Origin of the sequence: Streptomyces sp. NBC_01515 (assembly GCF_045040345.1) — a bacterium.
GTDB lineage: Bacteria > Actinomycetota > Actinomycetes > Streptomycetales > Streptomycetaceae > Streptomyces.
On record NZ_CP109416.1, the window covers coordinates 3,540,526 to 3,562,481 of the forward strand.

At 68.7% G+C, this 21,956-nt stretch carries 20 protein-coding genes and 1 riboswitch; of the genes, 4 read left to right on the top strand and 16 right to left on the bottom strand.

Translation table 11 applies throughout. The features are described from left to right. Nucleotides 1-142: 142 nt before the first annotated feature. Nucleotides 143-1,285 (bottom strand): glycosyltransferase family 4 protein, encoded by a 1,143-nt coding sequence (locus OG407_RS15690; protein ID WP_405858567.1) that lies wholly within the window; start codon nucleotides 1,283-1,285, stop codon nucleotides 143-145. A 141-nt stretch (nucleotides 1,286-1,426) separates the two neighbouring features. Between OG407_RS15690 and OG407_RS15695 the strand changes: the two genes are divergently transcribed. Further along, nucleotides 1,427-2,662, top strand: a complete 1,236-nt coding sequence (locus OG407_RS15695) for a glycosyltransferase 87 family protein (protein ID WP_405868429.1) — start codon at nucleotides 1,427-1,429, stop codon at nucleotides 2,660-2,662. Nucleotides 2,663-2,695: 33 nt separating this feature from the next. On the opposite strand, the gene OG407_RS15700 is transcribed toward OG407_RS15695, so the two are convergent. The 5 genes from OG407_RS15700 to OG407_RS15720 all read right to left on the bottom strand — a co-directional run bounded on the left by OG407_RS15700 (nucleotide 2,696) and on the right by OG407_RS15720 (nucleotide 8,034). Continuing rightward, nucleotides 2,696-3,886 (bottom strand): hypothetical protein, encoded by a 1,191-nt coding sequence (locus OG407_RS15700; RefSeq protein ID WP_405858568.1) that lies wholly within the window; start codon nucleotides 3,884-3,886, stop codon nucleotides 2,696-2,698. A gap of 30 nt (nucleotides 3,887-3,916) precedes the next feature. Next, nucleotides 3,917-4,939: an NlpC/P60 family protein gene (locus OG407_RS15705; protein ID WP_405858570.1), complete on the bottom strand. Its 1,023-nt coding sequence runs from the start codon at nucleotides 4,937-4,939 to the stop codon at nucleotides 3,917-3,919. Nucleotides 4,940-5,169: 230 nt separating this feature from the next. After that, the gene (locus tag OG407_RS15710) at nucleotides 5,170-6,204 is read right to left on the bottom strand and encodes an NlpC/P60 family protein (protein WP_405858572.1); all 1,035 of its coding nucleotides are present in this window, start codon (nucleotides 6,202-6,204) and stop codon (nucleotides 5,170-5,172) included. Nucleotides 6,205-6,414: 210 nt separating this feature from the next. After that, the gene (locus OG407_RS15715) at nucleotides 6,415-7,758 is read right to left on the bottom strand and encodes an NYN domain-containing protein (protein ID WP_405858574.1); all 1,344 of its coding nucleotides are present in this window, start codon (nucleotides 7,756-7,758) and stop codon (nucleotides 6,415-6,417) included. A gap of 36 nt (nucleotides 7,759-7,794) precedes the next feature. Beyond that, on the bottom strand, nucleotides 7,795-8,034 hold the full coding sequence (locus OG407_RS15720) for a hypothetical protein (protein ID WP_019067815.1): 240 nt from the start codon (nucleotides 8,032-8,034) through the stop codon (nucleotides 7,795-7,797). Between the two features lie 161 nt (nucleotides 8,035-8,195). On the opposite strand from OG407_RS15720, the gene OG407_RS15725 reads away from it, so the two are divergent. After that, nucleotides 8,196-8,981 carry a rhomboid family intramembrane serine protease gene (locus OG407_RS15725; protein WP_405858576.1) on the top strand — a complete coding sequence of 262 codons (786 nt, stop codon included), beginning with the start codon at nucleotides 8,196-8,198 and terminating at the stop codon, nucleotides 8,979-8,981. Continuing rightward, entirely contained in the window at nucleotides 8,978-9,259 is a 282-nt protein-coding gene (locus OG407_RS15730) for an Lrp/AsnC family transcriptional regulator (RefSeq protein WP_019062383.1), read from the top strand. The genes OG407_RS15725 and OG407_RS15730 overlap by 4 nt, the downstream gene beginning before the upstream one ends. A 140-nt stretch (nucleotides 9,260-9,399) precedes the next feature. Here the strand turns inward: OG407_RS15730 and OG407_RS15735 are convergent, their stop codons facing one another. From OG407_RS15735 to OG407_RS15760, 6 genes are all read right to left on the bottom strand, one after another. Beyond that, the gene (locus OG407_RS15735; RefSeq protein ID WP_405858578.1) at nucleotides 9,400-10,761 is read right to left on the bottom strand and encodes an aminotransferase class V-fold PLP-dependent enzyme; all 1,362 of its coding nucleotides are present in this window, start codon (nucleotides 10,759-10,761) and stop codon (nucleotides 9,400-9,402) included. Nucleotides 10,762-10,926: 165 nt separating this feature from the next. Beyond that, nucleotides 10,927-11,043, bottom strand: a riboswitch (SAM riboswitch). A 76-nt stretch (nucleotides 11,044-11,119) separates the two neighbouring features. Next, nucleotides 11,120-12,184 carry an anthranilate phosphoribosyltransferase gene (gene trpD, locus OG407_RS15740; protein WP_405858580.1) on the bottom strand — a complete coding sequence of 355 codons (1,065 nt, stop codon included), beginning with the start codon at nucleotides 12,182-12,184 and terminating at the stop codon, nucleotides 11,120-11,122. 134 nt (nucleotides 12,185-12,318) lie between these two features. Beyond that, a complete protein-coding gene (locus OG407_RS15745) occupies nucleotides 12,319-13,983 on the bottom strand; it encodes a cytochrome bc complex cytochrome b subunit (protein ID WP_405858582.1) in 1,665 nt (554 codons plus the stop codon). Continuing rightward, nucleotides 13,980-15,035 (bottom strand): Rieske 2Fe-2S domain-containing protein, encoded by a 1,056-nt coding sequence (locus OG407_RS15750; RefSeq protein WP_403595132.1) that lies wholly within the window; start codon nucleotides 15,033-15,035, stop codon nucleotides 13,980-13,982. The genes OG407_RS15745 and OG407_RS15750 overlap by 4 nt, the downstream gene beginning before the upstream one ends. Continuing rightward, entirely contained in the window at nucleotides 15,032-15,841 is an 810-nt protein-coding gene (locus OG407_RS15755) for a c-type cytochrome (protein WP_365309806.1), read from the bottom strand. Before OG407_RS15755 ends, OG407_RS15750 begins: the two co-directional genes overlap by 4 nt. 80 nt (nucleotides 15,842-15,921) lie before the next feature. Continuing rightward, nucleotides 15,922-16,542, bottom strand: a complete 621-nt coding sequence (locus tag OG407_RS15760; protein ID WP_019062389.1) for a heme-copper oxidase subunit III — start codon at nucleotides 16,540-16,542, stop codon at nucleotides 15,922-15,924. 157 nt (nucleotides 16,543-16,699) lie between these two features. Here OG407_RS15760 and OG407_RS15765 point away from each other — a divergent pair, with 157 nt between their 5' ends. Continuing rightward, entirely contained in the window at nucleotides 16,700-17,101 is a 402-nt protein-coding gene (locus tag OG407_RS15765; RefSeq protein WP_390158860.1) for a hypothetical protein, read from the top strand. Between the two features lie 101 nt (nucleotides 17,102-17,202). Here the strand turns inward: OG407_RS15765 and OG407_RS15770 are convergent, their stop codons facing one another. The 4 genes from OG407_RS15770 to coxB all read right to left on the bottom strand — a co-directional run bounded on the left by OG407_RS15770 (nucleotide 17,203) and on the right by coxB (nucleotide 21,686). Further along, on the bottom strand, nucleotides 17,203-18,468 hold the full coding sequence (locus tag OG407_RS15770) for an Ig-like domain-containing protein (RefSeq protein ID WP_405858585.1): 1,266 nt from the start codon (nucleotides 18,466-18,468) through the stop codon (nucleotides 17,203-17,205). 130 nt (nucleotides 18,469-18,598) lie between these two features. After that, nucleotides 18,599-18,997: a cytochrome c oxidase subunit 4 gene (locus tag OG407_RS15775; RefSeq protein ID WP_033284401.1), complete on the bottom strand. Its 399-nt coding sequence runs from the start codon at nucleotides 18,995-18,997 to the stop codon at nucleotides 18,599-18,601. Continuing rightward, nucleotides 18,994-20,730 (bottom strand): cytochrome c oxidase subunit I, encoded by a 1,737-nt coding sequence (gene ctaD / locus OG407_RS15780; protein WP_318015828.1) that lies wholly within the window; start codon nucleotides 20,728-20,730, stop codon nucleotides 18,994-18,996. The genes OG407_RS15775 and ctaD overlap by 4 nt, the downstream gene beginning before the upstream one ends. Beyond that, nucleotides 20,727-21,686, bottom strand: a complete 960-nt coding sequence (gene coxB / locus OG407_RS15785) for a cytochrome c oxidase subunit II (protein WP_033284151.1) — start codon at nucleotides 21,684-21,686, stop codon at nucleotides 20,727-20,729. The genes ctaD and coxB overlap by 4 nt, the downstream gene beginning before the upstream one ends. Nucleotides 21,687-21,956 lie beyond the last annotated feature (270 nt).

Sequence of the window (21,956 nt, forward strand, 5' to 3'; positions counted from 1 at the left end):
CAGCTGATGCTGCGTCAGTTTTGCTGTCATGCGCGCAGCATGTGCGGAATATTGGGTTCCGCCTAGAGGTACTGCCGAGTATGGATCGGACCCTTGGCGCAGCTTTTGACAGCCGGCTCCTGCGGAGGTGCCCCTCGGCCCGCTACAGCAGCGCCCGGAGCCTCTCCGCGAGAAGATCCCAGCGCCACCGCTCCTCCACCCACTGCCGCCCCCGCTCACCCATGTTCCGGCGGAGCTCCGCGTCGCCGAGGAGCGCGGTGATGCGGTCGGCCGCGTCCTCCGGGGAGCCGCCGCGGACGACCCAGCCCGTCTCGCCGTCGAGGACGGCGTCAGGCGCGCCGCCGGAGTCACCGGCGACGACGGGGAGGCCGGTGGCGGACGCCTCCAGGTAGACGATGCCGAGGCCCTCGACGTCGAGGCCCCCGCGCCGGGTACGGCAGGGCATCGCGAAGACGTCACCGGCACCGTAGTGCGCGGGCAGTTCGGACCAGGGAACGGCGCCCGTGAAGCGCACGGAGTCGGTGACGCCGGTCTCACGGGCGAGGCGGCGGAGGTCCTTCTCGTACGGACCGCCACCCACGATCAGCAGCACGGCCTCCGGCTCACGGGCCAGAATGCGCGGCATCGCCAGGATCAACGTGTCCTGCCCCTTGCGCGGCACCAGTCGCGAGACGCAGACGACCACCGGACGGTCCGTCAGGCCGAGGCGCGCTCGTACCTCCGCTCCACCCGACCCGGGATGGAAGACCTTCTCGTCCACGCCGGGCGGGAGTTGGACCATCCGCGCCGCAGCCGCCGGGCTCAGCGCGGCGGCGATGCGCGAGCGCGTGTACTCGCCGAGGTAGGTGATCGTGTCGGTGGACTCCCCGATGCGGTGCAGGAGTTGACGCGCGGCGGGGAGCTGCGCCCACCCGGCCTCGTGGCCGTGGGTCGTCGCCACGAGCCGTTCCGCGCCCGCCTTCCGCAATGCCGGCGCCATCAGCCCGAGCGGCGCCGCCGCCCCGAACCACACCGCCGTACACCCGTGTTCACGCAGCAGCCCGACTGCCCTGCGGGTCGCGGCGGGCGTCGGCAGCAGCATGGTCGTGGCGTCCCGTACGACGGTGAAGGGCTGCTCGGCGTCGAACGCCGCCGTCGCCTCCGCGCCCTCCCGCCCCCGCTTCCAGGTCGAGGCGTAGACGACGAACCGCTCGGGCTCCAGCCGTAGCGCCATGTTGTGCAGAAACGCCTGGATGCCACCGGGCCGGGGCGGAAAGTCATTGGTCACGATCAGGGTCTTGCGCACGCGGCAGACCCTACCGGCCCTACCGGACGACGACTCACAGGCCGGCACGGCCGCGCTTCATGGCCATCGCACAGCAGATCGGGAGAACATGTGCCCCACATCCGCAGGCACGGCACGACACGGCACGGAACAGGGGCTCAGGTGGAGATCGCGGGCGCGGGACGGCGGCTGGCGCCGCTGCTGGGAACCTGGGGTCTGACCAGAGTCGTCCTGCTGCTGTTCGTCTTCAAAGTCCTCGTGTTTCCGGGCCCGGACGTCACCAGCGACGTCTCGGTGATCTACCACGGCTGGTACGAGACACTCCGCCACGGCGGCTTCCCGCTGGACGACGTCACCTGGCAGTACCCGCCCGCCGCCGCCCTCCCGATCCTCTCCCCCGCCCTGCTGGGCTTCCTCGACTACGCGTCGGCGTTCTTCGTCCTCGCCTTCCTCGCCGACCTGACCGTCCTGGCCCTGCTCCTGTACACGGGCCTGCGCCCCGGCCGCACGCTCCGCGGTGCCTGGGTCTGGACCGCGGGCGTCCCGCTCCTCGGCCCGACCGTGTACGCGCGCTACGACGTGATGGTGACCGCGGTCGCCGTGGCAGCGCTGCTCGCGGGCACCCGCCACCCCCGCGTGATGGGAGCACTGGCCGGCTTCGGAGCGCTCCTCAAGGTGTGGCCGGCGCTGCTCCTCCTGGGCGCGGTCAAGCGCCGCGCGTGGGGAGCGGCGGCGGTGACGGTGGTGGTGATCGCGTCCCTCTTCGCGGTGTCGATGCCGGGCGCGTTCGCCTTCCTGAACTTCCAGCGCGGCCGGGGCACGGAGGTGGAGTCCCTGGGCTCCCTCGTCTTCCACGTGGCCCGGCACTTCGGCTGGCCGGGCCAGGTCCTCCTGAACTACGGCTCGGTCGAGTTCGTCGGCCCCTACGTCAACTGGGTCAGCACGGCCGCCCTGGGCCTCACCGCGATGGCCTTCGGCTGGCTCATGCTCTGGCGCCTGATGGCGGCCCGCTTCCTCCCCCACACCCTCGCGGACGCGGCCTTCGTGGCAGTCCTGATGTTCACGGTCACCAGCCGCGTGATCAGCCCCCAGTACGTCGTCTGGCTGATCGGCCTCGCGGCCGTCTGCTCCTGCTTCCGAGCCAGCCGCATGAGGCTCCCGGTCGCCCTGGTCCTCGCAGCCGCCTTCGTAACGGTCCTGGAGTTCCCGATCTGGTTCGCCCACGTGGTCGCCAGCGACGGCCTCGGCGTGACCCTGCTGATCGTCCGCAACGGCCTGCTGGTGGCCGCTGCGGTGTCCGGCGCACGGGAGTTGTGGCGCGCGTCGGTCACCTGGGCGGACGTACCGCCGCTGCCGACCCAGGCGACGCGCTCGAAGGCGACTTCGGCGTCTTCCTGAGCCAGGACCCGTCTGAGCCAAGCCCCGTTCGGATCAGCCGAGTTGAGCCTTCAGATACTCCCGCCACTCCGCCGTGAAGTCCCCCGACGTCACCCCGAGCACGCTCTTCAACGCGTCCTCCACCGCGCCCGCCCGCTTCTTGTGGGCACCAACAGCCCGGTAGAACTTGCCCAGTTGGTCGACTCCCCAGCGGTCCTCGATCATCCGGCAGGCCATCCAGCCGCCCTCGTACGCCTGCGCGAGCTTCGTCGAGTCGCTGTCGAAGCCGAAGTCCTTGTCGGTGGGGAGGTCGGTCGGGAGGTCGCCGGCCTCTACGGCGCGGTACAGCTCCGGGGCGGCCTGGGTGGGGGTGCGGCCGGTGCCCCGGTAGCCGATCCAGTCGGCGTAGCCCTCCGAGAGCCAGAGGGGGGTGGCGGCGGTGGTGTGGGCGCGGGTCGCGACGTGGGTTGTCTCGTGGGTCAGGACCACCTGCTTGCCCATCGAGCCCAGGAGCGCGTACGCGTCCGGGTTGACGATGATCCGGTCCGCGGGCGCGCTGCCCGAGCCGCCCGCCTCGCCCGTCGTCACCGCGGCGATGCCCCGGTAGGACGCCGCCGGTGAGCCCAGGAGGCCCGCCATGCCGTCCAGGGAGTCCGGGACGAGCACGACGACGTGCCGGGTCCAGTCCGTGCCCCACGCGTCCGACACGGCCGGTACGGCGTGGTCCGCGAGGGAGCGGTACTCGCGGAGGGTGGCAGCGTCCTGGCCGACCCCCATGACCAAGCTGTGCGCGCCCTTGACGACGCTCACCTTCCCCTGGTCCCACAGCTGTTGGCCGGACGTCTTCGCGGGCCTGTCCGAGTCGACGTACCACTGGCCGTCGGCGGTGAGGCGGAGCCCGAGCGTGCGGCCGACGGTGACGGGTGCGGTGTCGTAGCCCTTGACCTTGTAGCTCAGTTCGGCGTCGGCGGTCGCGGTGGCGCCGCTGCGGTGCAGGGAGGTCAGCCGGTAGGACCAGGAGGCGAAGGGGACCGCGCTCAGGTTCTCGTACGCCGTGCGCGCGCCGGTCCTCGTGTACGCCGTCTCGTCGTGGTGCAGGACGGCCGTGGACCGGCGGTCGAGGAGGCTCTGGACCTCCGCCTTCGCGCTGTTCGCCGCCGGCTGCCCGCCGCACGACACGAGCGAGCCGAGCAGCAGACACAGCGCGAGCACTCCGGAGCGCGACGCCCGCCTACGACCAGTCACTTCCCGATCGTACGACCCTTTCGGGCGGGTTCAGACCCTCGTGACCGACGAGACGGGCATCATGCCGACCGGGTCGTAGCGCACCGGCGCGCCGGGGTAGGGGGCGTGGATGACCTGGCCGTTGCCGACGTACATGCCGACATGGCTGGCGTCGGAGCGGTAGACGACCAGGTCGCCGGGCTGGGCCTGGGAGAGCGGGATCTGATGACCGGCGTAGCGCTGTTCCTGCGAGGTGCGCGGGAGGTGGACGCCCGCGTGGGCGTACGACCACTGCATCAGGCCGGAGCAGTCGAAGCCGCCGGGGCCGTTGGCGCCCCAGATGTAGGGCTTGCCGAGTGCCATGCGGGCGGCGGCCACGGCTGCGGCGGCGCGGCCCGAGGAGGGGACGCCTGCGCCGAGGTCGGGGATGTCCTCGCGGGTGGAGCGGGAGGCCCGGTCGAAGGAGGCGCGCTCGGCGAGCGGCATCCGGTTGAGGAGCTGCCGGGCCTTGGCGAGTTTCCGTTCGACGGTCTTCTTGTGGGTGGCGACGGCCTTGCGGCTGCGCTCCAGTTCGGCGAGGTGCCCGGCGGCCTCGGTGCGTTCCTGGGCGAGCTCGCGCATGGCCTCCTGGAGGTCCTTGAGCTGGCCCGCCTGCTGGGTGGTGATGCGGTCGAGGACGGAGGCCTTGTCGAGGTAGTCGGCCGGGTCGTCGGAGAACAGCAGCGCGACGGTGGGGTCGATGCCGCCGGAGCGGTACTGGGCGCCGGCGAGTGAACCCAGCGCGTCCCGCATGGTGTTGATGCGCTGCTGCTGCCGGGCGATCCGGTCCTGCGCGTCGCTCACCTGCCGGTGCAGCTGCCCGGCGTTCTCGTCAGCCTTGTCGTAGGCCTCGGTCGCCTGCTCGGCCTCGTGGTAGAGCCGGTCCACCTCGGCCCGGGAGTCGTCGTGCGGCGCGGCCACGGCGGAGCCGGCCGGCAGGGCGCCGAGTGCTGCTGCGGCGGCGGACAGGACACAGACCGCGGCACTGGCGCCTCGGTCGAACCCGGACGGTGCAAGGCGACGACGGGATCCCACGGGAAGCCGCACTTCCTTCCGCTGGCGGACACGGACCGCTCCCCCGGTGCGGGGAAACGCGCCAGACAGTAGCTCTGTGAAGGGGTGCGGGCCAAAGACCGCCGCAGGCACACAACGTGACGCCCCGCCTATGACGCAGGTCATCGGCGGGGCGTGGGGTCAGCCTGGTGTGTCGCAATTCGCCCGTTCGGGCGGTCCGGAAGGACCGGACGAGGACGGTCGCGGTCGGATCAGATCCGGACGCCGAACTCGAACGTCATGTTGCCGATCGCCTCGTACCGCACCACGGCGCCGGTGTGCGGGGCGTGCAGCACCTGGCCGTTGCCCGCGTAGAGGCCGACGTGGTGGAAGTCGCCGTAGAAGATGACCAGGTCGCCGACCTTGAGGTCGCTCTGGCTGTAGATCCGGGTGCCGGCGTTCGCCTGCGCCTCGGACGTGCGGGGTATGGAGACACCCGCCTGCGCGTAGGCCCAGGAGGTCAGGCCGGAGCAGTCGAAGGAGGACGGGCCGGAGGCGCCGTAGACGTACGGCGAGCCGATCACGGACTGGGCGGCGGCGAAGGCGGAGGCGGCGCGGCCGGAGGCGGAACCGGTGCTGCCGAGGTCCACGCGCGAGCTGGAACGGTTGGCGGCCTGCGTCTGCTCCTGGTCCAGCGCCGCCTTCTCCGCGGCGGTCAGGGTGTTGAGCAGCTTCTGGGCCGAGGCCAGCTTCGCCTTGACCTCGTCCTTCTTCTTCTTGAGCTCGGTGCGGGTGGCGGAGAGGTCCTTGAGCTTGCTGCTCGCCTCCGCGCGCTCCTGGGCGAGTTCGCGCTGCTTGCCCTGGATCTTCGTGAGCGCCTCGACCTGCTGACTGCTCAACTGGTCCATCGTGGACGCCTTGTCGAGGTAGTCGTCCGGGTTCGAGGACAGGAACAGCTGGATCGAGGGGTCGATACCCCCGGTGCGGTACTGGGCGCTCGCCATCGTGCCGAGGCCGTCCCGGAGCTTGTTGAGCTCCTCCTGGCCGCGGGCGACGTTGTCCTGGATGGTGGAGATCTCCTTCTGGAGCTTCTCCTGCTTCTCCTGGGCCCCGTCGAGCTTCTCGGTGGCCTGCTCGGCCTGCTCGTAGAGAGCGTCGACCTTCGCCTTGACCTCGTCCTTGTTGGGCTTCTCGCTCGGCGCGGCGTTCGCGGCCTGGGAGCTGAGAACAACGGCGGCAGCGGCTGCGGTGGTCAGCACAGTGACGCGCGTGCGGCTCGGCTGCTTCGGTCGACGATGGGACGCCACGGAGTCGAGCTCCTTCTATTGAGTGATCACCCGTTCGGAGGTTCGAGGCCTGACCCTAGTGATGTTTCTGTGATCAGTTCAAATCCTCACACGAAAAAATGCCGTCACTCAAAGCATTCTTTGCACATAACCAACATGCAGTGATGGTCGATTGACGCTACGTTGCGTGACGGTTCGGTCAATTCCGGCATTAAACCTGTACGTTGACCTTCACGACAGTCGCTTGAGGAGTACCGCAGAAGCGACGGGCCGGGCGCCCGCCTTCGCGATGCCGTCGGCCACCTCGCGGTCGGTCGACGCGACGATCACCGGCCGACCGGGCGGCTCGGCGCGCACCAGCTGGCGGATCAACTCGTCTGCGGTGACGCCCGGTTTGGAGAACAGCACCCGCACCCCGCGCGGCGGCGCGAGCAGCACGGGCGCGGCCAGCTCGGCCCCGTCGAAGACACAGGTGACCTCGGCGCCGGTCTGCGCGGCGAGCTGCGAGAGCTGCCCCAGCAGCCTCAACCGCTGCTTCTCCAGGGGCATTTGGGGATAGCCGGTCTTGGTGACGTTGTAGCCGTCGACGACCAGGTGGGCCTGCGGCAGCGCGAGCAACTGGTCAAGGATCGCCGGGTCGTTGTCCGACAACGCCCGTGCCGCGATGTCCTTCGGGGTCATCCGTCCCGGTTCGACCGCGTCGACGGTCTCGGCGGGCCGTACGGAGACCGGCGGCAACGCCAGCTCGCGGCGCAGCCCTTGGGCCGCGTCCAGCACGGTGTCGAGCAGCAGCCGTACCCGCATGTCCTCGACGCTGCGGCCCTCGCGGGCGGCCTTGCGGGTGGCCTCCAGGGCCGCCTCCGCCTCGCCGAGCCGGGCCTTGAGGCGGCGGCTCTCGCTCTCGGCGGCGGACACCTGGACCTGGCTCTCGGCGCGCGCGGTGTCCGTCTCGGCCCGCAGCTTGCGCAGGGCGGCCTCGCCGCGCTTGACGTCGCTGTGGGCGGCGCGCAGCTTGCGGTGCAGCGAGTCCGCTTCCTTCTTCGCCGCGTCCAGCTCGGTGCGCAGCCGCTCGGTGTCGGCCCGGGTCGCGTCCCGCGCCTGCGCCAACTCCTCGCGCAGCCGCTCCAGTTCGGCCCGGCTCTCCTCGTCGGCGCGCTCGGCGTCGGCACGCAGCGCCTCCTCGCCGGCGGCGGTCACGAGCTTCACCCAGCCGGTGGGGCGCAGAACATAGGCCGCGGCCGCCACGTCGAGCGGATCCGCGGCCGGGGGCGGCGAGCCGGAGTCGAGCGCGCCGGCCAGCTCCGACTGGGCCTCTCTCAGCTTCTCCCCGATGCGCTGCCGGAACAGCGGATCGGTCTCCAGCGCGGCGGCCATGGCGTTGCCCGCGAACTTGGCGCGCCGGTTGGGGGCGAAGCGGGCGTACTGTCGTAGCTGCGCGGGCAGTTCGGCGACAGTGAGCCCACCGAAACTGTCCGACACGATCTGTACGACTCGTCTCCGCACGCCGTCGGGCAGCGGACGGTCGAGCACCTCGGCGGCGCCGTCGCCCGGCCCCCCGCCTGAGTTCTCCACCATCCTCACACCCCAATGTCTGTGCGGGGCCTCTCCCTCTCAGGAGCCGGCGCCCGGCCTGTCCACGAGTTCCACCTGGTCCACGGCATTGCACCAGCGGCAGCGCACCGACTCGATGGTCTCACTGACCACCTCGCGCTCCTCCACCTTCGGCTCACCCGCCAGGTCCAGGTGGAGGTACTCCACGACCTTCGACGAACGCGTCACGTCGAAGCGCGTGAGGTTGCCGCAGAGGGTGCAGCGCCACCGCGTGGAGGCAGTCGGCAGGGGAACCGTCATCGTGGCTGTCCGCTTCCTTCTCGTTCCAGTTTCCGTGATCGCCGGTTTCCCCGGCGAGTGTGGCTCGTAACCCTACGGCCTGGCGGGTACTCGCCGCTCGGCCGTCCACAGCGGCGATTCACCCTGTCCCGTTGCGTCCCGTTACGTCATGCTCTGTAGCCATGATCAGCAACTGGGGCTCGGCCCTCGTCAGGACGTTCCGCGGCACCTCGGCGCCCATGACGTACACCCTGATCGGCCTGTGCTGCCTGATCTTCGTCCTCGGCCCGGCCTCGGGCTTCGTCCCGTCCTACGGCACCGGGGACGCGCTGCTCGCCGCACAGCGGGCGTACTTCCGCCACTGGGGCGTGGTCCCGGCCGACCTGTTCGGCAGCCCCGCCCGAGAGGCCCTGACCCCCGTCACGGCCCTCTTCATCCACGGCAGCTGGATCCATCTCCTCGGCAACATGCTCTTCCTCTACGTCTTCGGAGCGATGACCGAGGAACGGCTTGGCCGGGTCGAGTTCACCCTGTTCTACGTGGTCTGCGGCTACCTGGCGCTGCTGGGCTACGCGGTGGCCAACGCCTCCTCCGAGCAGTCGCTGGTCGGCGCGTCCGGGGCGATCTCGGCGGTCCTCGGGGCGTTCCTGTACTTGTTCCCCCGGGCCCGCGTGACGAGCCTCCTCCCCTTCCTCTTCTTCCTGCCGCTGCGCTTCCCCGCGTGGGTCGTCCTGCCGTTCTGGGCGGCCCTGCAGTGGCTGGCGGCGGGGCAGGCGGCGCAGGGGCCGGGGGTGGCGTACCTCGCCCACCTGGTGGGCTTCACGCTGGGGTTCGGCTACGCGTGGGTGAGATTCAGGAAAAAGAAGGGCCCGAAGGGCGGCCTTGGAAGGGCGGTGGTGGGAGACGGGCGGGCGACTAGAGTTGGGCCCGCCCCAGTAACGGTCCCCGAGGGAGAGAACCAGCCGTGATCACCGCGATCGTCCTCATCAAGACCAGCGTGGACCGGATTCCGGAGATCGCCGAGTCGATCGCCGCGCTCGAATCTGTGAGCGAGGTCTTTTCCGTCACCGGTACGTATGACTTGATCGCGATGGTTCGGGTGCGGCAGCACGAGGATCTGGCCGAGGTGATTCCTGGGCGGATCAGCAAGATCCCCGGGGTCGAGGGGACGGATACGCACGTGGCGTTCCGGACGTACTCGCAGCATGACCTTGAGGCCGCGTTCGCCATCGGGTTGGACTCGTGAGGTTGGGCGCCTAGTGGGGTGGGGGCGCGGATCATTTGCGGCTGACCGTGCGTCGTGGCTGGTCGCGCAGTTCCCCGCGCCCCTAGTGGGGTTGCCCTTGAGGCGCGTTGCATCGCACCCCGTTTACGTCAACCGCCACATCACACCGCCGGGACGCAGCGGCCGTTCTCCGTGTGGTAGGTCCACTTGGCGCCCTTGGTCACCAGTTCACGGACTGCGCCTACGAAGCGGTCGACGTGCTCGTCCGGGGTGCCCGCGCCGAAGCTGACGCGGATCGCGTTGAGGGACTTTTCACCCGGGGCCGCTTCGGGGGCGCCGCATTCGCCCTGGGTCTGGGGGGCGGTGCCGAGGAGGGTGCGGACCAGGGGGTGGGCGCAGAAGAGCCCGTCGCGGACTCCGATGCCGTACTCGGCGGAGAGGGCGGCGGCGAAGTGGGAGCTGTTCCAGCCGTCGACCACGAAGGAGATCACGCCCACGCGGGGGGCGTCGTCGCCGAACAACGACAGCACCTTGACCTCCGGGACCTCGGCCAGGCCCGCCCGCACCTTCTCGATCAGGTGCTGCTCGCGGGCGACCAGGGTGTCGAAGCCCGCCTCCGTCAGCGCCTTGCAGGCCGAGGCGATGGAGTAGGCGCCGATGACGTTCGGGGAGCCGGCCTCGTGGCGGGCCGCGCTGTCGTGCCACTCCACGTCCACTCCCCCGTCCTCGCGCCGGGCGACCTTGCGGCTGGCCCCGCCGCCCGCGAGGTAGGGGTCGGCCGCCTGGAGCCAGTCCGCACGGCCTGCCAGGACGCCCGAGCCGAAGGGCGCGTAGAGCTTGTGGCCGGAGAAGGCGATCCAGTCGACGTCGAGGTCCTGGACGGACACCGGGTGGTGCGGGGCGAGTTGGGCGGCGTCCAGGACGATGCGGGCGCCGTGGGCGTGCGCCGCCGCCGCCAGCTCCCGGACCGGCCACAGCTCGCCGGTGACGTTCGAGGCGCCGGTGACGCAGACCAGGGCCGGGCCCTGGGGGTCGCGGGCGGCGAGGGCCCGATCCAGGGTCTCGACGGCCTGGGCCGGGGTGCGCGGGGCGTTGAGGTAGGTGACCCGGGCGTCCCTCCAGGGGAGCAGGGACGCGTGGTGCTCGGTCTCGAAGACGAAGACCTGGCAGTCGGCCGGGAGGGCGGCGGCGAGGAGGTTCAGGGAGTCCGTGGTGGAGCGGGTGAAGATCAGCTGGTCGTCGGGGCGGCAGTCCAGGAACTCCTCGACCGTCGTGCGGGCGTTCTCGAACAGGTCGGTGGAGAGCTGTGAGAGGTAGCCGGCGCCGCGGTGCACGCTGCCGTAGTACGGGGCGTAGGCCGCCACGTCGTCCCAGACGCGCTGGAGGGCGGGGGCGCTGGCCGCGTAGTCGAGCGCCGCGTAGGTGACTTCGCCGCCCGTGACGAGCGGGACGGTGACATCCCGACCGAGAACGGGCAGCGGGGCACAAACGGTCTGAGCGGCGGCAACGGTGGAGACAGACATGGCGAACTCCCGTAAGAGGCAGGCGAATTCACTGCGCGAGCGGGCATGGCTCCAGCGCAGGAAAGGGTGAAAGGGGATGTGCGGAGTGGGGGCTTCGCGCCCTATCGCATTCGCTTGCTCACAGAGAGCTCCCTCGATGACCAGGACCCCTGGTGTCTTTCGAGGGGCCCGCGCTTGCCGCAGACCTCGCTGCCTACGGCCTGGTCTTCACCCGGGGCACCCCGCCACGGACGGAGGGTTGCCGGACAGTCGGCCGGGGCCTCATGACTGTCACTCATGACCTGGTCAGAAAACTTACGCGAGGTGATCGTCGTCCCGCAACCCGTGTCCGGATCGCGGGACGACGACCGCCGTACCGCTATGCGTTGCTGGCGGCAGCCCAGCGCTCCAGCGTCCGCTTGGCCGCGCCCGAGTCGATCGACTCGGCCGCCTTCGCCATCCCGGCCCGGATCCGGTCCGCCAGCGGCCCGTCAGCGGCCTCCAGCGCCACCAGGGCCGCCGCCGAGTTCAGGAGTACCGCGTCCCGTACGGCGCCCGTCTCGCCGTCCAGGAGACGGCGAGCCACGTCCGCGTTGTACTCGGGGTCGGCACCGCGCAGGGCTTCCACGGGGACCAGTTCGAGGCCGACGTCCCGCGGGTCGAAGGACTCCTCGGTGACCTTGCCGTCGCGGACGATCCACACCCGGGAGGTGGACGTGGTCGTCAGCTCGTCGAGGCCGTCGTCGCCGCGGAACACCAGGGAGGAGTTCCCTCGCTCGGCGAAGACGCCCGCGATGATGGGCGCCATCCGCGGGTCCGCGACCCCGACCGCCTGCGCCCGCACCTTGGCGGGGTTGGTCAGCGGGCCCAGCGCGTTGAACACCGTGCGGATGCCCAACTGGCCGCGCGCGGCGCCCGCATGACGCAGGGCGGGGTGGAACTTGACCGCGAAGCAGAAGGTGATCCCGGCCTCCTCGGCGACCTCGGCCACCCGTCGCGGGGTCAGCTCCAGGTTGACGCCGAGTCGCTCCAGGACGTCGGAGGCGCCGGACGCGGAGGACGCGGCCCGGTTGCCGTGCTTGACGACTTTCGCGCCCGTGCCGGCGATCACGATCGAGGACATCGTGGAGATGTTCACCGTCTTCGCGCCGTCGCCACCGGTGCCGACGATGTCCACCGTCTTCCCCGACACCTCGATCACGTTCGCGTGCTCGTACATCGCGCGCACGAGACCCGTGATCTCCTCGACGGTCTCTCCCTTGGCCCGCAACGCCACCACGAACCCGGCGATCTGCGCGTCCGTCGCCTCGCCGCGCATGATCTGGTCCATCGCCCAGAAAGTCGCGTCGGCGTCCTGGTCCTGGCCGTACAGCAGCCCGTTCAGTACCTCGGGCCAGGAACGGGCCGCCGCGGTGTCGCCTCCAGCGGGGGTCACAGCGCTCATACGGCCGCTCCTGAGTGTCGTAGAAACCTGCTTCACAAGACGTGCCCCACCCTATCCAGCGCGGGGCACGGCGAAGGGCCCCGTCCGGTGTTCGGACGGGGCCCTTCGACTGTGGCGTGGCGACGCCTCAGCGATCAGTGGTGGCCGTGGCCGCTCGTGATCTCCTTGTACTCCTCGACGGTGGGCTTGGGGATCTGGGACTCCTCGCCGTAGTACGCCTCGCTCAGCTTGGCGCGCAGCTTCTGGGAGCCCTTCACCTTGCGCTCGACGCCGTTGTCGTCGACGGTCGCACCGATCGCGGCCGGCTCGTACTGCTCGTGCGCGGTGAGCGTGTGCAGCGCGTCCTGGCTGAGCGGCTCGTGGATCTCGACGAACTCACCGTGCGGCAGGCGCTTGATGACGCCCGACTCGCGGCCGTGCAGCACCTTGTCCCGGTCGCGGCGCTGGAGGCCGAGGCAGACCCGCTTGGTGGCGATGAACACGAGCACCGGCACCACGAAGAAGCCGACACGCACCGCCCAGGTGATCGAGTTGATCGACAGGTGGAAGTGCGTGGCCCAGATGTCGTTGCCGCCACCGACGAGCAGGACGAAGTACCACGAGATCCACGCGGCACCGAAGGCCGTACGGGTCGGGACGTTGCGCGGGCGGTCCAGGATGTGGTGCTCGCGCTTGTCGCCGGTGACCCAGGACTCGATGAACGGGTAGACCGCGATCGCGACCAGGACCAGCGGGAAGATGATCAGCGGGATGAACACGCCCAGGACGAGCGTGTGGCCCCAGAAGTTGATCTCCCAGCCCGGCATGAAGCGGATCAGGCCCTCGGAGAAGCCCATGTACCAGTCGGGCTGGGCGCCCGTGGACACCATGTCCGGACGGTACGGGCCCATGGACCAGATCGGGTTGATCGAGGCGATCGCCGAGATGGCCGCGATGACACCGAAGACCAGGAAGAAGAAGCCTCCGGCCTTGGCCATGTAGACCGGCAGCAGCGGCATGCCGACGACGTTGTTGTTCGTCTTTCCGGGGCCCGCGAACTGCGTGTGCTTGTGGTAGAAGACCAGGATCAGGTGGCCGACCACCAGGCCGAGCATGATGCCCGGCAGCAGCAGGATGTGGATCGAGTAGAAGCGGGACACGAAGTCGCCGCCCGGGAACTCGCCGCCGAAGAGGAAGAACGACAGGTACGTGCCGACGATCGGCACGGACAGGACCGCGCCCTCCATGAAGCGCACACCGGTGCCGGAGAGCAGGTCGTCCGGGAGCGAGTAACCGGTGAAGCCGGTGAACATGCCCAGGACGAACAGCAGGAAGCCGAACAGCCAGTTGACCTCACGCGGCTTGCGGAACGCGCCCGTGAAGAACACGCGCATCATGTGCACGAACATGGCGGCGAGGAAGATCAGCGCCGCCCAGTGGTGGATCTGCCGGATCAGCAGACCGCCGCGCACATCGAAGGAGATGTGCATGGTCGAGTTGAACGCCTCCGACATCAGCTGCCCCTGGAGCGGGACATAGCTGCCGTGGTACGTCACCTCGTTCATCGACGGGTGGAAGAACAGCGTCAGATACACACCCGTGAGGATGATGATGATGAAGCTGTAGAGGCAGACCTCGCCCAGCATGAACGACCAGTGGTCGGGGAAGATCTTGCGCATGTTGGACTTGGCCAGGGAGTAGATCCCCAGGCGGCCGTCCGCCCAGTCGGCGATCTTCTCGCCGGCCGGTGCCTTCTCGCGCGAGCGCCCCGGCGCGCCAGCGCCTGATGGGCTCGTGGAGTTGTTCGCCGTAGTACTCATCCGCGCTCCCAGAATGCAGGACCGACGGGCTCCTCGAAGTCGCCGAGCGCCTGGAGGTAGCCCTCGTCGCTCACGCCGATGCGCAGCTGCGGCAGGGCGTGACCGGCCGGGCCGAAGATCACTCGGGCACCGTCGGAGAGGTCGAAGGTGGACTGGTGGCACGGGCACAGCACGTGGTGCGTCTGCTGCTCGTACAGGGAGATCGGGCAGCCCACGTGGGTGCAGATCTTCGAGAAGGCCACGATGCCCTCGTGTGCCCACTCCAGCTCGCGCTTGTCCTTGATGTTGTCCGGCTGGAGCCGGACGATCATCAGCGCCGCCTTGGCGATCTCGGTCTGGAACTCCTCGTCGGTCTCCTCCAGGCCCTCGGGCTTGGCGAAGGTGAGCGAGCCGACGACCACGTCCGAGGGACGCAGCGGCAGGTTCGTGTTCATGTTGACGAGCAGCTTGCCCTTGGACCAGATGGTGTGGCGGAGCTTCGTCCCCGGCAGCGGACCCAGGTCGCGCAGCAGCATGACGCCGGAGAGCGGGAACAGGGCCAGCGCGCCGAACATCGTGTTGCGGATCAGCTTGCGACGGCCGAGCGCCGACTCCTTGGCACCCTCCTTGAAGTCGGCCAGAACCTTGGCCTTGACCTCGGGGGGTGCCTCGATCGCGTGCCGCTCGTCGGCGATCTCCACGTCGGACATCAGGGTGCGGGCCCAGTGGACCGCGCCCGCGCCGATGGTGAAGAGCGCTCCGCCGAGGGTCAGACCGAGCGCGAAGTTGAGCGCGTTGATGTGACCGATCGGGAAGACGAAGATCGCCTTGTCGTGCGGGATCGCCACGTACGAGGCGATGAAGCCGACCGTGAGGAGCATCGACAGCGTGAACAGGAAGGCCACGACGCGCTCGGACCGCTTGGCGGCCCGCTCGTCGATGTCCTGGACACGGTGCTCGTGCGGCGGCAGCCCCGGGTCGGCGAACGGGTTCTGCTCGTCCGCGACCGACACCGCGCCGTGCGCGTCCTGCTCAGCGGGCAGGTTCTCTTCTGGAATGTCTTGGCTACTCATGACTTCTTGGCCTTTGCGGTCCGAGCGGCGACCCAGACGGCTACCGCGATCAGCGCGCCCAGACCGAAGATCCAGGCGAAGAGACCCTCACTGACCGGACCGAGACCACCCAGCTCAAGCCCGCCGGGGCTCTCGGTGTTGTCGCCGTTGACCGCGTTGAGGTACGCGATGATGTCCTTCTTGTTCTTCGACGACAGCGTGGTGTCGGGGAAGGAAGGCATGTTCTGCGGGCCGGTCTGCATGGCCTCGTAGATGTGCTTCGGGGCAACGCCTTCGAGGCTCGGCGCGAACTTGCCGTGCGTCAGCGCGCCGCCCTTCCCGGTGAAGTTGTGGCACTGGGCGCAGTTGGTGCGGAACAGCTCGCCACCCTTGGCGATGTCCGAACCGGCGGGCCCGTACTCGTTCTTCGTCGGGATGACCGGACCGGCGCCCAGCGAGGCGATGTACGCCGCGAGCTGGTCGATCTCGGCCTGGGAGTAGATGACCTTCTTGGCCGGGATCTGAGCGCCCGGCTGCTGCGCCGGCATCCGGCCGGTGCCGACCTGGAAGTCGACCGCCGCGGCGCCGACACCCACCAGGCTCGGACCGTCGGAACTGCCCTGACCGCCGGTGCCGTGGCAGCTTGCGCAGCCTACGGCGAACAGCTTCTTGCCCTCGTCGATGGCGAGGGACTGGGCGGACTCGTCGGCCTGCGCCTTGCTCGCGGGCGCGAACGCGGCGTACAGCCCCCCAGTTGCCGCCAGCGCGAAGAGTAGGACGACGACCGCCGCCAGCGGATGGCGTCGTCGGGTGGAGAGCTTTTTCACGGATTACCCCGGTGTCAGGATCTTCTGCGTCGATGCTTCTGGAATGTGCGCTTCTTGGCCGCGCGCGGGATCGGGCCCGACTACTTGATCAAGTAGATCGTGGCGAAGAGGCCGATCCAGACGACATCGACGAAGTGCCAGTAGTAGGACACGACGATGGCCGCGGTCGCCTGTTCGTGAGTGAACCTCTTCGCCGCGTAGGTACGTCCGAGGACGAACAGGAAGGCGATGAGGCCGCCCGTCACGTGCATGCCGTGGAAACCGGTGGTCAGGTAGAACACCGAGCCGTACGGGTCGGAGGACAGCGAGATGCCGTCCTTCTTCACCAGCTCCGTGTACTCGAAGATCTGACCGCCGATGAAGATCGCACCCATCACGAACGTGATGATGAACCAGCCCCTGAGCTTCTTCACGTCCCCGCGCTCGGCGGCGAAGACGCCGAGCTGGCAGGTGAGGGAGGAGAGCACCAGGATCGTGGTGTTGGTCGCGGAGAATGGAATGTTGAGATGGCTCGCCATCTCCTTCCAGTGGTCCGGACCGGTCACCGATCGCAGGGTGAAGTACATCGCGAAGAGGGCCGCGAAGAACATCAGCTCGGAACTCAGCCAGATGATGGTTCCGACGCTGGTGAGGTTCGGCCGGTTGACCGACGGGTGCGCGTGCCCGGTTTCTACTGTCGTTGCTGTCGCCACGACCGACATTATGTCGGTCGCTTATCCCGCCCTCACTCCGGGGGGTGCCGTTCGGAGTGTTCGCAGCGTGTGTACTGCCCGTATGGCCCATCGCAGGGGTGTTCCAACAGGTGTTGACGGGGTGTTCAAGGGAGTAGCATCCGCGCAACGGACCTTGGGAGGAAGAATGCAGGCGACCGCCACGGTGCTGGTCTACAGCGATGACTCCAACACCCGCGAGCAGGTGCGGTTGGCCTCCGGCAAGCGGCCGGCGTCCGACGTGCCGTTGGTCGAGTTCCTTGAGTGCGCTACGCCCGCGGCGGTCCTGAAGGAACTGGACCGGGGCGGGATCGATGTCTGTGTGTTCGACGGGGAGTCCTCGCCGATGGGCGGCATGGGGTTGTGCCGCCAGGTGAAGGACGAGGTCTTCAACTGCCCGCCGGTGCTGGTGCTGATCGGGCGGCCTCAGGACGCGTGGCTCGCTACGTGGAGCCGTGCGGAGGCCGCTGTGACCCTTCCGGTGGATCCTGTTGAGTTCGCGGCCTCTCTTGCCTCTCTGCTGCGTCAGAAGCGGGCCTTGAGCGCCTAGTGGGGTGGGGCGCGAGTTGTGTGGCGACTGCGGGCCGGCCGTGGCTGGTCGCGCCCGCGCGGCGGAGCCGCAAATGTCACAGCCCCGCGCCCCTGGGGACGTCACGCTGACTCGGGGCGCAAACGTGCCGCGTCTTGGGGGCTAGGACCGTCCGGCGTGCCGCCCACCAGCGCGCTGCCGCCTCGCCACTTCTTCCAGCCGAGGTTCCAGTCGCCGAAGCCGTTGCCGAAGGGTTCCATGTCGTCGCCGTTGGAGTTGACGACCTTGACGACGTCACCCTCGTGGATGGTGTCGAAGAACCACTCGGCGTTGCTGGTGCTCATGCCGGTGCAGCCGTGGCTGACGTTCGCGGAGCCCTGGGAGCCCACCGACCAGGGGGCGGCGTGGACGTACTCGCCGCTCCAGGTGACACGGGTCGCGTAGTAGACGGGGAGGTCGTACGAGTCCGAGGAGCCCTCGGAGATGCCGACGGTGGTTCCGCGCATCCGTACGAAGTACTCCTTGCCCAGTACGACCTTGACGCCGTTTCGGGTCTCGAAGCCGGGCTTGCCGGTGGTGACGGGGATCTCGTTGATCTCCTCGCCGTTCTTGTAGACCGTCATCTCGTGGGACGCGGCGTCCGTCACGGCGACGATCTTGTCGCCCGTAGTGAGCTTGAGGCCCTTCGAAGTGCCGCCCCGCAGACGGTCGCCGATCTTCACGCCGTCGAGGTCGCTGTGCACCTGGACGGTGGCGTGGGCGGGCCAGTAGTCCTTGGGGCGGTAGTGGAGTTCCTTGTCGTCCACCCAGTGCCAGGCACCCTCCACGGCGGGCACGGAGTCCACTCTGAGCGCGCGTTCCACGATGGCCCGCTGGGCCTTGTCCTTGACGGGCATGTTCAGTTCGGCGGTGACCGGCTGGCCGACGCCGTACTGCCCCGCGTCCGGGCCGAACTTCACCGTCAGGCTCTTCTTGGTGGTCGGCTTGCTGGTGTCGAAGGTGAGGACCTTGCGGCCGGGGGCGCCGTCCTCGTCCTCCGTGCTCACCCGGACCGTGTAATGGGCGTTGGCGGCCAGCGGGGAGGTGCTGTGCCAGCGAGTGCCGTCGGCGGCGAGTTCGCCCGTGACGTAGCGTCCCGTGGCGTCCACGGCGGTGACGTCCGTGATGCGCCCGTCGTCTCCGGAGGCGGTGACCGCCAGGGGCTTGTCGGGGTCGACCTTCTTGCCCTTGCCGGACGGGCCGTTGAAGGAGATCTGCCCCGCCGCGTCGTACGGCTTGGCCGACAGCGGGTTGCCGCCGCCGGATCCGCAGGCGGTGACGCCCGCGCCGAGGGAGATCACCAGCAGGGTGCAGCTGACGACGGTGCGGGTGCGCGGAGAGTGGCTCATGAGCCGAGGTTATGAAGCTTCGTCAGCCCCGGCGCGGTGGGTCACTCGGACGAGGGACCGGCATTGCGGCAAAAGCACGAGCCCGGACCCTCCTGACGGAGTGTCCGGGCTCGCGAGTGCTCTGCTCGTGCTACTGGGTGCGGTCTTCACCGCGGTAGTACTCGAAGACCCAGCCGTACAGGCCGATCATGATGATCGGGGCGGAGAAGTACAGCAGCCACCAGCCGATCGCGATCGACAGGAAGGCCAGTGCGCCACCGACACCGAGGGCGAGGGGCTGCCAGCTGTGCGGGCTGAAGAAGCCCACCTCGCCGGCCTCGTCCGCGACGTCGGCCTCCTTGTTGTCCTGCGCGAGCGTGTCGATCCGCCGGGCCGTGAAGCCCAGGTAGAAGCCGACCATGATGCACAGGCCGAAGGCCATGAAGAGGGCCGTGGTACCGGCCGCCTCCTTGGACCAGACGCCGTAGACGATCGCCGTGGCGAGCACGAAGACGGCCAGCCACATGAACATCCTGCCCTGGACCTTCACTTGCCCGCCTCCTTGCCGCCAGTGAGGGCCTTGTCGCCGTGATGCGCGTTCTCAAGCTGGTCGAGAGCGGCGATCTCCGGGTGGTGCAGGTCGAACGCCGGGGATTCGCTGCGGATCCGCGGCAGGGTGAGGAAGTTGTGCCGCGGCGGCGGGCAGGACGTCGCCCATTCGAGCGAACGGCCGTAGCCCCACGGGTCGTCGACCTCGACCTTCTTGCCGTACTTGGCCGTCTTCCACACGTTGTAGAGGAACGGCAGGATCGACAGGCCGAGCAGGAAGGAGCTGATCGTCGAGATCGTGTTCAGGGCGGTGAAGCCGTCGGCCGCGAGGTAGTCCGCGTAACGACGGGGCATGCCCTCGGCACCCAGCCAGTGCTGGACCAGGAAGGTGCCGTGGAAGCCGATGAACAGCGTCCAGAAGGTGATCTTGCCGAGGCGCTCGTCGAGCATCTTGCCGGTCATCTTCGGCCACCAGAAGTGGAAGCCGGAGAACATCGCGAACACGACCGTGCCGAAGACCACGTAGTGGAAGTGGGCGACGACGAAGTACGAGTCCGAGACGTGGAAGTCCATCGGCGGCGAGGCCAGGATGACACCGGTCAGACCACCGAAGGTGAAGGTGATGAGGAAGCCGGTGGCCCAGAGCATCGGGGTCTCGAAGGACAGGGACCCCTTCCACATCGTTCCGATCCAGTTGAAGAACTTCACGCCTGTTGGCACGGCGATGAGGAACGTCATGAAGGAGAAGAACGGCAGGAGCACTCCGCCGGTGACGTACATGTGGTGGGCCCACACGGTCACGGACAGACCGGCGATGGAGATCGTGGCCGCGACCAGTCCCATGTAGCCGAACATCGGCTTGCGGGAGAAGACCGGGATGACCTCGGAGATGATGCCGAAGAACGGCAGCGCGATGATGTACACCTCTGGATGCCCGAAGAACCAGAAGAGGTGCTGCCACAGCAACGCCCCGCCGTTGGCGGCATCGAAGACGTGTGCCCCGAATTTCCGATCCGCCTCCAGCGCGAAGAGCGCGGCGGCGAGAACGGGGAAAGCCAGCAGAACGAGTACGGCGGTCAGCAGCACGTTCCACACGAAGATCGGCATGCGGAACATCGTCATGCCCGGTGCGCGCATGCAGATGATCGTGGTGATGAAGTTGACCGCACCGAGGATCGTGCCGAAGCCGGAGAAGGCCAGACCCATGATCCACATGTCGGCGCCGATGCCCGGCGAACGGACCGCGTCCGACAGCGGGCTGTACGCGAACCAGCCGAAGTCGGCCGCGCCCTGCGGGGTGAGGAAGCCGCCCACCGCGATGGTCGAGCCGAACAGGTAGAGCCAGTAGGCGAACATGTTCAGCCGCGGGAACGCCACGTCGGGCGCGCCGATCTGCAGCGGCATGATCCAGTTCGTGAAACCGGCGAACAGCGGCGTCGCGAACATCAGCAGCATGATCGTGCCGTGCATCGTGAACGCCTGGTTGAACTGCTCGTTCGACAGGATCTGCAGACCCGGCCGGGCCAGCTCGGCGCGCATCAGCAGCGCCATGACGCCGCCGATCAGGAAGAACGCGAACGACGTGACCAGATACAGCGTGCCGATCGTCTTGTGGTCGGTGGTGGTGAGCCACTTGATCACGACGTTACCGGGTTGCTTGCGCCTTACCGGCAGCTCGTCCGCGTAGTGGGACTCCGCCGCCGCGGCACCCTGAGGTTCGTTGAGGATGCTCACAGGTTGTTCGTCTCCCGGTTCTTCTCGTGGCTCGTCTGCGCGATGCCAGCGGGGATGTAACCGGTCTGCCCCTTCTTGGCGAGGTCCTTGAGGTGCTGCTGGTAACGCTCCGGCGAGACGACCTTCACGTTGAACAGCATCCGGGAGTGGTCGACGCCGCAGAGCTCGGCGCACTTGCCGAGGTAGGTGCCCTCCTTGTTGGGGGTCACCTGGAAGGAGTTGGTGTGGCCCGGGACGACGTCCATCTTCATCAGGAACGGCACCACCCAGAAGTCGTGGATGACGTCACGTGAGGTGAGGACGAAGCGGACCGTCTCGCCCTTGGGGAGCCAGAGGGTCGGACCCGGGTTGCCCGTCTGCGGGTTCTTCGTGGCGGGCGTACCGACGTCGTAGACTCCGCCGGCGTTCGCCGGGAACTCCTTCTTGAACCGGTCCGGAATGGCGGCCAGGTTCTTGTCGGTCGTCGCGTCGCCACTGACACCGTCGACGTTCTCGATGTAGTTGAAGCCCCAGCTCCACTGGAAGCCCACGACGTTGACCGTCACGTCGGGCTTCTTGTCGAGGCTCAGGAGCTTCGTCTCGTCGCGGGCGGTGAAGTAGAACAACACCGAGACGATGATGAGCGGAACAACCGTGTACAGCGCCTCAATAGGCATGTTGTAACGGGTCTGCGGGGGGATCTCGACCTTGGTGCGGCTGCGCCGGTGGAACACGACGCTCCACATGATCAGGCCCCACACCAGGATGCCGACGGCGAGCGCGGCGGCCCAGGACCCCTGCCAGAGGGAGAGGATCCGCGGACCCTCCTCAGTGGTCGGGGTGGGGAAACCAAGGCGAGGAAAGTCCTTGGATGTGCAACCGGTCGCGGTCGCCAGGACCAGGCCCGCAGTCATTGCCTGCAGCAGCTTCCGCCGCATCGGGCGCCGCGGCGAGCGGTCGGAGCCGTTGGGACTCACGTAGCGCCTTCCCGAGAGTCTCGCCCGCGCGGATTGGCTGCGGCCTGCCTTCACGCGGGTCGGTCGCCGCCCTGCGTCGGGCAGGGGTTTGGATGTTTATGCGGACCAAACCCTAGCCGACGCCCTCCGGGGGTTCGCGGGGAGGGTGGCATACGCGCCGGGGGTTACTCCGGGCGCCTAATAGCTCGGGGGTTGAGGTGGTTTGGGCGAGTGCGGGGTGCGTTGTGGCTTGTCGCGCAGTTCCCCGCGCCCCTATGGAAAGCCCAGGTC

Coding starts and splice junctions, on each gene's coding strand:
- OG407_RS15720 (WP_019067815.1), bottom strand. CDS start 8,034: ATGACGGTTCCCCTGCCGACTGCCTCCACGCGGTGGCGCTGCACCCTC.
- trpD (WP_405858580.1), bottom strand. CDS start 12,184: ATGAGCGCTGTGACCCCCGCTGGAGGCGACACCGCGGCGGCCCGTTCC.
- OG407_RS15735 (WP_405858578.1), bottom strand. CDS start 10,761: ATGTCTGTCTCCACCGTTGCCGCCGCTCAGACCGTTTGTGCCCCGCTG.
- OG407_RS15770 (WP_405858585.1), bottom strand. CDS start 18,468: ATGAGCCACTCTCCGCGCACCCGCACCGTCGTCAGCTGCACCCTGCTG.
- OG407_RS15725 (WP_405858576.1), top strand. CDS start 8,196: ATGATCAGCAACTGGGGCTCGGCCCTCGTCAGGACGTTCCGCGGCACC.
- OG407_RS15750 (WP_403595132.1), bottom strand. CDS start 15,035: ATGAGTAGCCAAGACATTCCAGAAGAGAACCTGCCCGCTGAGCAGGAC.
- OG407_RS15715 (WP_405858574.1), bottom strand. CDS start 7,758: ATGGTGGAGAACTCAGGCGGGGGGCCGGGCGACGGCGCCGCCGAGGTG.
- OG407_RS15745 (WP_405858582.1), bottom strand. CDS start 13,983: ATGAGTACTACGGCGAACAACTCCACGAGCCCATCAGGCGCTGGCGCG.
- OG407_RS15760 (WP_019062389.1), bottom strand. CDS start 16,542: ATGTCGGTCGTGGCGACAGCAACGACAGTAGAAACCGGGCACGCGCAC.
- OG407_RS15765 (WP_390158860.1), top strand. CDS start 16,700: ATGCAGGCGACCGCCACGGTGCTGGTCTACAGCGATGACTCCAACACC.